Origin of the sequence: Streptomyces sp. NPDC049627 (genome assembly GCF_044465645.1) — a bacterium.
GTDB lineage: Bacteria > Actinomycetota > Actinomycetes > Streptomycetales > Streptomycetaceae > Streptomyces.
In genome coordinates this window covers 201,641-215,115 of record NZ_JBITLW010000002.1, presented here as the reverse complement: position 1 = coordinate 215,115, position 13,475 = coordinate 201,641, and the positions used below count along the sequence as shown (strand labels likewise).

Here is a 13,475-nt window from a genome sequence, read left to right as displayed (position 1 = left end):
TTGATGGGTGTGCGAGGCGAGGGAAACTCCGAGACCATGACGAGGAAGAACCGGCGACTGTTGGGCGGCGCCTGCATCTGCCTCGCCGTCGTCGCCGCCGTGTACGGGTTCGGTACCGCACAGGCGCCCAACTCCGCCGGAGCGGCCCTCGCGGTCGCGCTCTTCGCGGGCTCGGCCTGGTACCTGCTCCGCGGCCGGCGCAACAACCGCCCCTGACACAGACCCGTGGCGCCGGCGCCGCCGCGTACGGCTGGCGTCAACCACCGCAGGCGGAGCGAATGCTGTAGAAGGTGCTCAGGTACCGCGCGTGATAGGACGCGCTGGTGATCCGCACGATCGCCTCGTCGGCCGACCGCAGCGACGACCCGGTCAGGTTGGCGCTGCCGGTGTAGACGCGCCGTGTGATGGCGCCGTCGTAGTAGCCGTCGATCAGCATCTGCTTGTTGTGCGGGCGTACGTCGATGCCCGGACCGTTGGGAATGCGGCATCCGCGGTGCTGGATGCCGGCGGCGTCCAGCCGGCTGGTGATCGTGCTGTCGGTCTCGGTGTAGATGATGTCGATCAAGCAGCCCCTGCCGCGCAGCTGGGCCAGCTTGTCGGCGACCTGGCGGCGCGAGCCTAGGAAGCTGTGCGTCACGATGCGGATGGCGGTTCGGTGGGGCAGCCCGTCCGTGCCGGTGTAGGCGCAGCCGACCTCGTCGAGCACGCCTACGACGGTGTCGGTGGCCGGGTTGTTGTACGAGCTGTCCCCGCGCGGGAAGAAGAAGCCTCGGTACGTCGATCCCGTCGGCGTGGAGAAGTACGCGTTGTTGTTGCCGCCTGCCAGGGTGCGACCGCGGCGGAGCTGCTCGTGGTACGAGGCGTACCCGTCGTACACCGCGCTGCTCACGAACGTGACGGCGTCGTTGAAGGACTCGACCTTGTACCAGTTCGAGAGGTTCGAGGAGGTCTGGAAGACGACCTTCGAGTAGCTGGTGCCGTCGTCGAAGGGCCCGATCCTGGAGAAGACGAAGAACTTGTTGTGGTTGTACGCCGGTTGGGGCGGGGCCACGGCCAGGCAGCCGCGCCGGACGTCGTCGACGCCGTCGGGGTCCTCGAAGCGGTCGTCGCACACGACGATCCAGGAGCGGGCGGTGTCATTGGTTCCCAGCCCTGCCCTGAGGGTCCGGTAGGGCACGTTGGTGTATTCGGCGCCGCCGGCGCCGTCCACGTAGGTCGAGTCGTCGACGATGATCCGGACGTTGACGCCGCGCCGGTGGGCGGCGAGCAGCGCGTTCGCGACCTCCTGGTCGTTGAACTCGTACATCGCGCCACGGATCGTCGCCCCGGCCGGCGTCGCGTCGATCAGCCGTACGAGCTGGGTGAAGATCGCCTTCTGCTGTGCCGCGGTGCCCAGCGGGTCGTTGAACACGGGCCCGTTGATGACCGGTTTGGTCAGTGCGGCGGCCGGCGTCGCACCACCGACGAGGAGCGACGTCACCAGGGTCAGGACAGCGGCGACGGAGGGCAGCACCGAACGGAGGAGCCGGGCCGGACGTGGGCGTACGGGCGAACGGGTCATTCGTCTTCGCTCTCCTGGGCGGGGAAGATCACGGAAGGGGCCAGTTCACTTTGCCCGGAAGAGAAGGAAAGTCACCGTAAGTTGCTCATTTGGGGGAATTGGCGGGCTCTACGGGTGCGCCTTCAGCTTTCTCGGAATTATCGGGACTCACAGCCGCGGCACAGCGCCACCCCAACCTTCTGACGGGCAACGCCCCTAACTTCCCGGCCATGACGGGAAACCACAGGGACAAGTCGCTCACCCGGCGCCACGCGATCGCGGTGACCGGCGGCACGCCATGAGCAGCCGGTCCATGACCAGCCGCGAGGACGAGGCGCTGGCGCACGCCGCCGTGACCGCGCTGACCGGGCAGCTGGCCCTGGCTCCGAAACCGGGCCTGCCCGACCCGCGCGATGTCGGCGCCCGTGCCACCCGCCGGGACCACCGCATGCTGCGCTGGTCGGCCAAGGCGCTCGCGCCGGGCCTCGCGGCGATGGCCGCCGCCGCCCGCCGCACGGGCGAGCCGACGCCCGCGCTCCGTACGGAACTCGGCGCGATCGGAAGGTGCACCGAGCACTCGGTGCACCTCGCGGGCGGCGGTCACCGGGGCGCGCTGTGGGCGCTCGGCCTGCTCGTCGCCGCAGCCGCGCTCGACCCCCGGGCCGGGGCGCGGGACGTCGCCGCGACCGCCAAGCGCATCGCCGCGCACGCCGACAGACGCGCCCCGCGCAGGCCCTCCCGGGGCTCCTCGGTGTCCGCGAAGTACGGCGCCGCCGGCGCACGGGGCGAGGCCCGGGCCGGATTCCCGCACCTACGGCGGGCATTGGACGCGCTCGCCACGGCACGCGCGCGTGGCGCCACGGAGGACCAGGCCCGCCTGGATGCCCTGCTCACCGTGATGTCCACCCTCCAGGACACCGAACTCCTCTACACCGCGGGCCCGACCGGCCTGCGCCACGTCCAGGCGGGCGCCCGTGGGGTCCTGGAGGCGGGCGGCACCGCCACGGAAGCGGGAGCGGCGGCGCTGACCGCGCTGGACACCGACCTGCACACGCGCGCGTGGAGCCCCCGCGGCAGCGCGGGGCTGCTCGCGGGGGCGCTGTTCCTGGACTCCCTGCCGGTGCCGGTCAGTTCACCGGCACGGTCTCGGGCTGCCTGACCTCCTCGCGCACCCGGCCGGCGGCCGCCCGGCGCGCCGCCGGTCCCATCGCGTACGACGCCGCCAGCATCGCCCCGCCCAGCAGCAGCCAGCCCGGCGTCCCCCACTCCACGAGCAGAGCCGTCAGCAGGAGCGGGCCGAGGGTGCGGGCGATCGTGACGCCGGTCCCGAAGAGGCCCTGGTACTCGCCGACGCGGCCCTCCGGAGCCAGGTCGAACGACAGCTGCCAGGACCCCGCCGACTGCCCCATCTCGGCGACGACTTGAAGGACCGCGCCCACCACCAGAAACCCGACGGCCACCCACAGGGAGGCCCCCGCCGACCACGCGAACACCCCGCACGCGGCCAGCATCACCCAGCCGGCACGGCGCACCGCGCGCGTGGCGGACGCGAGTCCCGTGACGCCGCGCGCCGCCCTCACCTGGAACAGCATCACCGCACCGGTGTTGAGCACGAACAGCGCGGAGACCAGCCAGGCCGGGGCGTCGGTCCGCCGTGTGATCCACAGCGGCAGGACGAGGCTGAGCAGCGGAAGCCGCAGCAGCAACACGGTGTTGAGCAGCGCGACGACCGCATACGGGCGGTCCCGCAGCACGCCGAGCCCACCATGCCGCCGACTCGGCACGGGCGGCACGGAGGGCAGCCGGAGCAGCAGCCCCGCGCAGACCAGGAAGCTCACCGCGTCCAGCGTGAACACCGCCAGATACGCCGTCCGCGTCCCGGCATGCAGCGCGAGCCCGCCGAGTCCCGCCCCCACCGCCAGACCGGCATTGAGCGTCGACTGCAGATGCGCCAGCAACCCCGTCCGCTCCCCGGCGGACACCAGCCCCGCCAGCAGGGCCTGCCGGGCCGCCGCGAGCCCGGACTGCGCGGCGGCGTACACGCACGCGGCCAGCACGAACGGCACGAACCCCCGCACGACCGTGAAGGACGCCACCGCGAGCCCCGTCGCGAGGGCCAGCAGCACCGCCGTACCGCGCGGCCCACGCCGATCGGCGAACCGCCCCAGCGGCACCCCCACCAGCGACCCCACCGCCCACCCGACGGTCAGCCCGAGCCCCACGCGCGCGGGGGCGAGGCCGACGACCTGGGTGAAGTAGAGGGCCGACGTCGTGTAGTAGGCGCCGTCCCCGACGGAGTTGCTCAACTGGGCGAGCGCCAGGACGCGTTGCGGGCCGGCGGGCGGGACGGGGGAGTTCGTCATGCCGACGACATTAAGGGCGCAATGGAACCCTCATCAGACCCAATCAACGGCTCATTTCCCGGCCCAATTCAGTCGCTCTCCAGCACCTTCCCCAACACCGCCAACGCCTCCGGATACACCCGCTCCCGAGGCGTCCCGTACCCCACGACCAGCCCCTGCGGCCGTCCCTCGCCGTCGCCCGGAGCATGCCAGTGCTCCCCCAGACACCCCACCGCGAGCCCGGCCTCCTCCGCCCGGGCCAGCACCCGCGCCTCGTCGTCGACCTCGACCAGCGCGTGCAGCCCGGCCGCGATCCCGCGCACGCGACGACGCGCCCCCAGCCGGTCCAGGAGCTGATCCCGGCGCCGCCGGTACCGCAGCCGACAGGCACGCACATGCCGGTCGTACGCATGGCTGTCGATCAGCTCGGCGAGCGCCAACTGCCCGATGGACTCGGTGTGATGGTCGCTGTGCAGCTTGGCGTCGGTGACGGCGTCCACCAGGTGCGGCGGCAGCACCATCCAGCCGAGCCGCAGCGCGGGCCCGAGCGTCTTGGAGGCCGTACCCAGGTACACGACCTGTCCCGGCGCCATCCCTTGCAACGCGCCGACGGGCTGGCGGTCGTACCGGAACTCCCCGTCGTAGTCGTCCTCGACGATCAGCCCGCCACGCGCGCGTGCCCAGTCACTGAGCGCCCGCCGCCGCCCGGGGTGCAGCGTCACACCGGTCGGGTACTGATGTGCCGGCGTGACGACCACGCCCGAGCAGTCCCCCAACTCCTCCGCACGGAGCCCCCGTTCGTCGACCCGCACGGGCACGACAGCGCCCCCGTTGCGCCGCACCACCTCCCGGTGGAAGGGCAGCCCCGGATCCTCCATGGCGACGACGCCGCCGTCCAGCACGCGCGTGAGCAGCGCCAGCCCCTGCACATACCCGGAGGTGATCACGATCCGCTCCGGCGGCGCGATCACCCCACGCGCCCGCCCCAGATAGCCCGACAGCGCGGTCCGCAGCTCGACCCGGCCACGCGGATCGCCATAGTCGTACGCCAGTGAGGGCGCTGTGGCGATGGCCCTGCGCAACGCCCGCAACCAGGCGGCCGCCGGGAACGCCCCCACGTCCGGACTGCCCGGCCGCAGATCGAAACGCGGCTCACGCGCGCGTGCGGAGGCCTCCGGCGGTTCGGCGTCGACGGGAGGCAGCGAGGCGACCTGTGTACCGGCGCCCTGCCGGGCGGTGAGATAGCCCTCGGCGACGAGCTGGTCGTATGCCGCCTTCACGGTGTTCCGTGAGATGCCGAGCTCGTCCGCGAGCCGCCGCGTGGCGGGCAGCCGCTCCCCGGGAGCGAGCCGCCCGTCCCGCACGGCGTCGCGCAGGGCATGTTCAAGCCCGGCCCGGCGCCCGTGAGTGGCGGCGACTTCAAGATGCAGGTCCACACAAACCCCCTCAGGGGCGCGGGGAACTGCGTGACAAGCCCCCACGACCCGCAGACCGCAACGTTGGCCGGGCACCCCTCCGGTACCCGGCCACCATTTCCGACGTCAGCCCTTCAGAGCGGCCATCCAGCTCTCGACCTCGTCCGACCGCCGAGGAAGCGCAGCCGACAGATTCCGGTTCCCGTCCTCGGTGACCAGAATGTCGTCCTCGATCCGCACGCCGATCCCCCGGTACTCCTCCGGCACCGTCAGGTCATCGGCCTGGAAGTACAACCCCGGCTCGACGGTCAGCACCATGCCCGCCTCCAGCGTGCCGTCGACATACGACTCCACGCGCGCGGCCGCACAGTCATGCACGTCCATGCCGAGCATGTGCCCGGTGCCGTGCAGCGTCCACCGCCGCTGAAGCCCGAGCTCCAGCACCCGCTCCACCGGCCCTTCGACAAGCCCCCACTCCACGAGCCTCTCGGCGAGCACACGCTGCGAGGCGTCATGGAAGTCCCGGTACTTCGCCCCCGGCTTCACGGCCGCGATACCGGCCTCCTGGGCCTCGTACACGGCGTCGTAGATCTTCTTCTGGATCTCGCTGTACCGGCCGTTGATCGGCAGCGTGCGCGTGACGTCGGCGGTGTAGTACGTGTGCGTCTCGACGCCCGCGTCGAGCAGCAGCAGGTCACCGGAGCGCACGGGCCCGTCGTTGCGCACCCAGTGCAGCGTGCAGGCGTGCGGACCGGCGGCGCAGATGGAGCCGTAGCCGACGTCGTTGCCCTCCACGCGCGCGCGGAGGAAGAACGTGCCCTCGATGTAGCGCTCGGAGGTCGCCTCGGCCTTGTCGAGGACCTTCACCACGTCCTCGAAGCCGCGCACGGTCGAGTCGACGGCCTTCTGCAGCTCGCCGATCTCGAAGTCGTCCTTGACCAGCCGCGCCTCGGACAGGAAGACCCGCAGCTCCTCGTCCCGCTCGGCGGTGACCTTGTCGGTCAGTGCGGCCTCGATGCCGGCGTCGTAGCCGCGTACGACGCGCACGGGGCCCGTCGCCTCGCGCAGCGTGTCCGCCAGCTCGCGCACGTCGGAGGCCGGGATGCCGTACAGCTTCTCCGCCTCGGTGAGCGAGTGCCGGCGGCCGACCCACAGCTCGCCCTGGCCGGAGAGCCAGAACTCGCCGTTCTCGCGGTCGGAACGCGGCAGCAGGTAGATCGTCGCCTTGTGACCGTCGGCGACGGGCTCCAGGACGAGTACGCCGTCCTCGGTCTGGTTGCCGGTGAGGTACGCGTACTCGACCGACGCCCGGAAGGGGTACTCGGTGTCGTTCGACCGCGTCTTCAGGTTGCCCGCGGGGATCACCAGGCGCTCGCCGGGGAAACGCGCCGACAGCGCGGCGCGCCGCGCGGCGGTCTCGGCGGCCTGGGGGACCGGCTGCAGGTCGTGCAGCTCCGTGTCGGCCCAGCCGGACTTCATGTTCTCGGCAAGCTCGTCGGACACGCCCGGGTACAGGCCGTTCTTGCGCTGCTTGATCGGCTCTTCCGACTCTTCCGGGGTCTCCGGGGTGAGCTCGTCGGCCACGGTCATCCTCCTCGATACGGCACTGGACCCCCTCCATCGTACGGACGTGCAGGAGGGAACCCAGGGTCGAAGGACCGTCACCGGGAGCTGCTATGCCGTGACCACGGAACCCGTTATGGGCCGCCTATTCGAACCGCGCCGCCAGCAGCACCACGTCCTCCTCGCTGTCCGTCACATCCAGCCCGCCCGGCAGCACCGTCCGCAGGACGTGCTCGACGACCGCGTCCGGATCGTGCCGCACGGCCCTCGGCACCGAGGCCGCCGCCGCGTGCAGCCGGGCGAAGGCCCGGTCCGTGGGGTCGCCGGTGCGATGCAGCAGCCCGTCGGTGTACAGCAGAACCGTCTCTCCGGCCTCCGCGGTCAGCTCCACGCTCGGCGCCTCCCAGCAGGCCAGCATGCCCAGCGGTGCGGACACGGAGGTCTCGACGTACTCCGTGCGCCGCTCGCCGATCAGCAGCGGCGGGCTGTGTCCGGCACCGGCGAGCGTGATCTTGCGCAGGGAGGGTTCGCAGTAGGCGAAGAGGGCGGTGGCGGAGCGGGCGGGTTCGGTGAGTCTGAGCAGCAGTTCCAGATCGGACAGGACCGCGACCGGGTCCTCGCCCTCCATGACGGCGTACGCCCGCAGGCTGGCCCTCAGCCGTCCCATCGCGGCGACGGCACTGGGCCCGGACCCGGTCACCGAGCCGACGGCCAGGCCGAGCGCGGCGTCCGGCAGCGGCAGCGCGTCGTACCAGTCGCCGCCCCCGCGCGGGCCGGTGCGGTGCCGGGCGGCGAGCTGGACGCCGGCCATGCGGGGCAGGCGGGAGGGGAGCAGTTCCTCCGCCATCGTCCGCATGCACGCGCGCGTGCGCTCGATTTCCAGGAGCCGGGCCAGGTGTTCGGCGGCGTAGCGGGTGTACAGGCCCACGAGGTGGCGTTGGCGCTCGGCCGGTTCGGCGGGCTCGTCGTACAGCCACACGGCGGCGCCGAGGCGGCCGGCGGCCTCGGTGGACAGGGGGAGGGCGTAGCTTGCGGCGTAACCGAGGCGTGCGGCCACCTCGCGGTGGCGGGGGTCGAGGCCGTCCTCGGCGAAGAGGTCCGGCTGGGCGATCTCGCCGTCGCCGCCCGGGAGCCCGTCGAGGATCCTGCCGTACGACAGGGAGCTGCGCGGCACGGTCTCGATGTGGCCGAGGTCGGCGCGGGCGAGGCCCAGGCCGATGGTCGTGTCGGGTCCCAGGCCGTCGGCCGGTTCCAGGACGACGAGACCGCGCCGGGCACCCACGAGTGCGGCTCCGGCGCGCAGCAGTTCGTGGAGGGCTTCGGTGAGGGCGTCCGTGCGGGCCAGGCGTTCGGTGAGTTCGTGGAGCGTCGTGAGGTCCGAGACCCAGCCGGCGAGACGGTCCTGAAGAAGCGCTCCGGGCGCGCTCGGCGGGGGAACCGCTGACACACCCGACGCCGGGGGCGCGGGCGCGACAGTGTGTGCGGGCGAAGGAACCGTTGAATCGATTCCGGCCACTTTCGGAGGGTGAGGGGCGTTCATGGCGTCCGGCTTTCCGACCGGTGCGTATTGCTCAAAAGCATCGCAAACCCCCATGTCATTCTGCGCCGCTAGCAGTGTCTCCACATGTACACGCACTCGTGAGGGGATGTCCAGCATTGTCCTGCCGGGATTCCTGGTGTCCGTGGGTCACCGGAGCACTCCTTGCAGACCTCTTGCACAAAGGCAAAGTTGGCCTAAAACTGCCTCAGGGAACGGGCTATTGCGGTCGACTGGTTTCGCTCCACGGAGCGTCACAGCGGTCGTGATGGGTACGTACTCGGTGAAGGCCAGGGGTGGTTGACGACCACCCGGAACCTGGCGACGGACCCGGGCGTCTTAGCCACCGACGACCGTGCCCCATCCTCCCGTGGCGGAGGCGAAGAGAAATACGCGCGACAGCAAAACGCCAGACTTCGCCACCCCACGCCACGCCCATGCTTTTGATAGACGCAGTATGGACGAGGCTGCCGCGGAAGCAGCCCACGCTCGGCCCATAGGGGTTTCCCTTGCCCATGGCAGGGGTGTGATGCGCCAACAGGTACGCACAGTGAAGTGATCGACACATGGTGTGATGTGGCCCACGGTGTTGCCAGCGGTGCAACGGAAAGGAACGAGCGCTCATGCGCGAGATCCTCGGAAGGCGACGCAGGCTCCTGCGCAGTGACGGGAAGCCTGAGTTGATCAGCGCGGCCCTGACCTTCGCGACGGAATGGCGCTGGCCCGTACTCCCGGGCGTGACGACGCACCCGCAGGGGCACTCCCGCTGCGGCTGCCCCGACCCGGAGTGCACGGTGCCCGGCGCCCACCCCTTCGATCCCGGCCTCCTCGCGGCGACCACCGACGAGCGCATGGTGCGCTGGTGGTGGACCAACCGGCCCGCGGCCCCGATCATCCTCGCCACCGGGGGCCAGGCGCCCTGCGCGGTCAGCCTCCCCGCCCTGCCGGCCGCCCACGCCCTCACCGCGCTCGACCGGATGGGCATGCGCCTCGGCCCGGTCGTCGCCTCGCCCGCCCGCTGGTCGATCCTGGTCAAGCCGTACTCCATGGAGCAGCTCGGCGAGCTGCTCTACGCCAAGGACTTCGTCCCCGGCTCCCTCCGCTTCCACGGCGAGGGCGGCTACATCGCTCTGCCGCCCTCCGAGACCGGCCAGGGCGCCATCAGCTGGCAGCGCGCCCCGCTGCCCGGCTCGGCCTCCCCGTGGGTGCCCGATGTGGAGGCGGTCGTCGACGCCGTGGTCGAGGCCCTCACTCGTACGGGTGTGAGCGCCCCCGAGTTGTAGGGGTGTCCGGCGTGCGCGGAACGGCGCACGCACGCGTGGTCGTTATCTTCCGGTATATGCCGCGTCACGCTGAGACACGCCGTCCAGGCTCAGGAAACATCCGTTTGTTCGCCCTCATCGGCGTCGTGGTGGGCGCGGTCGCGCTGCCGCTTGCCGTGGCGTCCGCAGGACCGGTGGGCGAGGAGGAACGCACCCTCGGCCATACGTCGCGCAAGGCCGCGCGCCCTTCCGTGCGTCCCTCCCCCACCGCCGACCCCGCCGCCGATGCCAAGGGGCCCTCCGCCGAGCCCGGTGACGCCCCGCTGCTGCTCGGTCTCGGCCTGGCCACCGCCGCCCGCTGCGGCCCCGAGCTCACCTCTCCCGAGGGCATCGAGGCGCAGACCTGTGTCCTCACCCAGGGCGAGGACACCTGGGCGCGCACCTACTTCCGCAATGCGACCGGCGGCGCGCTGGACTCCGTACTGAGCCTCATGGGGCCGGGTGGGCGCACGGTGCAGATGCGCTGCGCCGGGGGCGTCGAGGACGAGCCCGGGACGTGCGAGACGCCCCGGCAGCGCACCCGGGGGAGCCTCGACGCCTACACGGCGGTCGCGGAGTTCGCCGGGCGTGCCGGGGACGGTCCGCTGCTGCTGCGCTCCGCGAGCAACTCGGTGCCGGACAACTCCGGGGCCTCTACGGGCAGTTGACACGCGACGCCGTTCCGTAAAGGGCTGCGCACATGGAAAGACCCGGTTGCTGGCGACGGGGGATGCACCAGCAACCGGGCTATTGGAACGGTAACAAGAGATCGGCGGTTCGCAAATTCGATCCGGGGTTTCCAGTCACGGACTCCCTTGCTCCGCAGGGGAGTTGTGAGGGGATTCACCCCTCCTGCGACGGCCGGTCCGGCTGAACGGCCGGTCAGCCGGACCCGATCTCCGCGGCCCGCCTCAGCTGAGCGTGACCTGCCGATTGGTCAGGCCGCCCCGTGCGCGGCGCTCGTCCGCGGTGAGCGGAGCGTCCGTGGCCAGGGCCGTGGCGAGGCGCTCGGCGAACTCGGCCGCCGGCTTCTCCACGTCCTCCGCGCCGACCTCGCTCGGCAGGTCCCAGACCGGCACGGTGAGGCCGTGAGCACGGAAGGAACCGACGAGGCGGGTGCCCTCGCCGAGGTTCGACCGGCCCGCCGCGTGCAGCCGTGCGAGAGCGTCCAGAAGCTGCTCCTCGGGGTGCGGCATGACCCAGCGCAGGTGGTTCTTCTCCGGCGTCCGGCACCAGTAGGCGGCGTCCACGCCGGTCAGCCGGACGGTCGGGATGGCCGCGGCGTTGGCCCGCTCCAGGGAGGCGGCCACCTCCGGAGTGGCGTTCTCCGCGTCCGGGACCCAGAACTCGAAGCCCGTGTGCACAACTGGCTCGAACGCGCCTTCGGGGTCGAGCAGATCCTGCAGTCGCGGACCGTCGGCCGGCGCGCGGCGGCCCTGGACCGGGCTGCCGGGCTGCGCGGCGAGCGCCTGCTGGAGCGTGTCGGCGAGGTCGCGGCTGATGTCGCCCGACGCCGTGTCGTTCTGCAGGCCGAGCAGGACCGAGCCGTCGTCGCGGCGCAGGGCGGGCCAGGCCATCGGAAGGACGGTGGCGAGGGTGACCGACGGGACGCCCTCGGGAAGGCCGCCCTTCAGGGTCAGCTCGACGGTGGCGGCGGGCACCAGCTCGCGCAGGGCCACCCAGTCGCACTCGCCCGGAAGCCCCTCGAACGGGCGCTGCACCAGTTCGGTCACCGCCTGCGCGGCGGCCCGGCCGTGACAGGCCTTGTAGCGCCGGCCGCTGCCGCAGGGGCAGGGCTCGCGCGCGCCGACAACCGGAACCTCTCCATTAGCGCCTACGGCGCGGGCCCCGTCGCTGGTCTGCGGGCGCTTGGCCTTGGTCTGGGGTCGCTTCTTGGCCATCGTGGGTGTCTCCCGGGTACGGCTCGTCCTGTACGGGCGCGAGCCTAGCCGTTCAGGCCATGACCGACGGGAGCCTGTGGACAACCCACGGGTCGTGCCGGGAGCGGAGGAGGGCTGTCAGTCCAGGTCGTCGAAGGCGTCCGCGAAGTCGAGGCCGGGTATCGCGGCCACCGACGGCGCCGCGACGCGCGTAGCGAAGTCGTCGCGGCGGTGCCCGGCGTCCGGATCATGAACGTCGCCGTGGACCACGACCCAGACCGTGACCTCGCCGCGGGCGTCGTCCCGTACGCCCCAGTCGTCGGCCAGGGCGGTGATGATGTTCAGCCCGCGGCCGCCGTGTGCGGTGACCGAGGGCGTGGCCGGAGCAGGGCGGGTGGGCCCGCCTCCGTCCGTCACCTCGACGGTGAGCCTGCCGCTCGCGTCCACGCGCCATGCGGCCCGGACGTCACCGTCCCCGGACAGTGCGTCGCCCAGCGGCCGGCCGTGTTTGCACGCGTTGCTCAAGAGTTCGGAAAGAATCAATACGGCATCGTCGATGACCGATTCCGACACGCCACCCCTGCGCAACTGCGAGCGCATACGGTGTCTCGCTTCCCCCACGCCCGCAGGGCCATGGGGTACGGCCATGCTCGACGACGTGGGCACCTCCTGTGCCACCACCAACGCCACCCCCGAGACCTCCTTTGCCCCACGCCACGGTGTGGATGCCCCATTGGCCTGTACCGGAAACCGGCCAATCAATGTCCGGTGACGCACTCGCAACGATCGAATACGGACCGAACGCGCCGGAGCACTCCCTGTAATCGAGATGGCTGGAATTCGTCGGTGTGGCCGAGAGTGGAGGATGAGGCTGATGAGGCTCGGGGGTCAATAGGTTGTGCAGGGATTGAAGAGGTTTTGGAGGATTGGGGGCGTCCGGTTTGCGTCCGCACGCGCGCGTGTCAGCGGCCGAGCTGGTCCAGCACCGCGCGCGGGCGGTTGGTGATGATGGCGTCGACGCCCAGTTCGACGCAGAGGTCGACGTCCTGGGGCTCGTTCACGGTCCACACGTGCACCTGGTGACCGGCTCGCTTCAGGCGCTCCACGTACGCCGGGTGATTGCGCACGATCCTGATCGAGGGCCCGGCGACATGGACGCCCGCGGGCAGTCGGCCGTCCCGCAGTCGCGGCGAGACGAACTGCATCAGATAGACCGTCGGCAGCGTCGGCGAGGCGGCACGCACGCGATGCAGTGAGCGCGCCGAGAAGCTCATGACGCGCACCGGTGACTCGGCGGCGGAGGCGGGGGTGTCCAGCCCGAACCGCTTCAGCAGGTGCAGCAGCCGCTCCTCGACCTGCCCCGCCCAGCGCGTCGGGTGCTTGGTCTCGATCGCCATCTCCACCCGCCGCCCCGCGTCGGCGACGAGCTCCAGCAGCCGCTCCAGCGTGAGCACGGACGTGTCCTCGGGATCCTCCGGCCGGAACTCCCAGTCGGGCTCCTCGCTCCGGTTCTTCCACGGGTCGCGGTTCTTCCGGGAGCCGAAGTCCAGGGCGGCGAGCTCGGCGAGCTCCAGTGCCGAGACCGCGCCCCGGCCGTTGGACGTACGGTTGACGCGGCGGTCGTGGACGCAGACGAGATGGCCGTCCGCGGTGAGGCGTACATCGCACTCGAGGGCGTCCGCGCCGTCCTCGATCGCCTTCTTGTACGCGGCCAGGGTGTGCTCGGGAGCGTCTTCGGAGGCTCCGCGATGGGCGACGACTTGCGTCTGGTGCTGCCGTACGTGGGTCACCGCGTCATGGTGCCACCGCACCGGGGTAGACGTGCGAGCGGAGGAGTCTCGGGGGCACTCGGATTCTGCCCGTTTAGTCTCACATGAGCAATATAAGGATTGGCCGT

General features: G+C 71.5%; 12 protein-coding genes. 4 read left to right on the top strand and 8 right to left on the bottom strand.

Annotated features, from left to right (window positions below):
• Positions 1-36 precede the first annotated feature (36 nt).
• Entirely contained in the window at positions 37-216 is a 180-nt protein-coding gene (locus ACIBU0_RS05940) for a hypothetical protein (RefSeq protein WP_398812270.1), read from the top strand.
• A gap of 40 nt (positions 217-256) precedes the next feature.
• Here the strand turns inward: ACIBU0_RS05940 and ACIBU0_RS05935 are convergent, their stop codons facing one another.
• Positions 257-1,561: a phosphatidylserine/phosphatidylglycerophosphate/cardiolipin synthase family protein gene (locus ACIBU0_RS05935; protein WP_398812267.1), complete on the bottom strand. Its 1,305-nt coding sequence runs from the start codon at positions 1,559-1,561 to the stop codon at positions 257-259.
• A gap of 292 nt (positions 1,562-1,853) precedes the next feature.
• On the opposite strand from ACIBU0_RS05935, the gene ACIBU0_RS05930 reads away from it, so the two are divergent.
• Positions 1,854-2,699: a triphosphoribosyl-dephospho-CoA synthase gene (locus ACIBU0_RS05930; RefSeq protein WP_398812265.1), complete on the top strand. Its 846-nt coding sequence runs from the start codon at positions 1,854-1,856 to the stop codon at positions 2,697-2,699.
• Here ACIBU0_RS05930 and ACIBU0_RS05925 read toward each other — a convergent pair.
• The 4 genes from ACIBU0_RS05925 to ACIBU0_RS05910 form a co-directional block, all read right to left on the bottom strand.
• Positions 2,668-3,903, bottom strand: a complete 1,236-nt coding sequence (locus ACIBU0_RS05925; protein ID WP_398812262.1) for an MFS transporter — start codon at positions 3,901-3,903, stop codon at positions 2,668-2,670. The two genes, ACIBU0_RS05930 and ACIBU0_RS05925, sit on opposite strands and share 32 nt — an antisense overlap.
• Before the next feature lie 68 nt (positions 3,904-3,971).
• Complete coding sequence (locus tag ACIBU0_RS05920; RefSeq protein WP_398812260.1) at positions 3,972-5,318, bottom strand: PLP-dependent aminotransferase family protein; 1,347 nt, start codon at positions 5,316-5,318, stop codon at positions 3,972-3,974.
• 105 nt (positions 5,319-5,423) lie between these two features.
• The gene (locus tag ACIBU0_RS05915; protein ID WP_398812257.1) at positions 5,424-6,881 is read right to left on the bottom strand and encodes an aminopeptidase P family protein; all 1,458 of its coding nucleotides are present in this window, start codon (positions 6,879-6,881) and stop codon (positions 5,424-5,426) included.
• A 124-nt stretch (positions 6,882-7,005) separates the two neighbouring features.
• Positions 7,006-8,517 (bottom strand): PP2C family protein-serine/threonine phosphatase, encoded by a 1,512-nt coding sequence (locus ACIBU0_RS05910; RefSeq protein ID WP_398812254.1) that lies wholly within the window; start codon positions 8,515-8,517, stop codon positions 7,006-7,008.
• Between the two features lie 503 nt (positions 8,518-9,020).
• Here ACIBU0_RS05910 and ACIBU0_RS05905 point away from each other — a divergent pair.
• Complete coding sequence (locus ACIBU0_RS05905) at positions 9,021-9,680, top strand: bifunctional DNA primase/polymerase (protein ID WP_398812251.1); 660 nt, start codon at positions 9,021-9,023, stop codon at positions 9,678-9,680.
• A 56-nt stretch (positions 9,681-9,736) separates the two neighbouring features.
• Positions 9,737-10,366: a hypothetical protein gene (locus ACIBU0_RS05900; protein WP_398812248.1), complete on the top strand. Its 630-nt coding sequence runs from the start codon at positions 9,737-9,739 to the stop codon at positions 10,364-10,366.
• 243 nt (positions 10,367-10,609) lie between these two features.
• On the opposite strand, the gene ACIBU0_RS05895 is transcribed toward ACIBU0_RS05900, so the two are convergent.
• From ACIBU0_RS05895 to ACIBU0_RS05885, 3 genes are all read right to left on the bottom strand, one after another.
• On the bottom strand, positions 10,610-11,599 hold the full coding sequence (locus tag ACIBU0_RS05895; RefSeq protein WP_398812245.1) for a DUF5926 family protein: 990 nt from the start codon (positions 11,597-11,599) through the stop codon (positions 10,610-10,612).
• Positions 11,600-11,716: 117 nt separating this feature from the next.
• Entirely contained in the window at positions 11,717-12,355 is a 639-nt protein-coding gene (locus ACIBU0_RS05890) for an ATP-binding protein (RefSeq protein ID WP_398812242.1), read from the bottom strand.
• A 185-nt stretch (positions 12,356-12,540) separates the two neighbouring features.
• Positions 12,541-13,368, bottom strand: a complete 828-nt coding sequence (locus tag ACIBU0_RS05885) for a glycerophosphodiester phosphodiesterase (protein WP_398812239.1) — start codon at positions 13,366-13,368, stop codon at positions 12,541-12,543.
• Between the last annotated feature and the right edge of the window lie 107 nt (positions 13,369-13,475).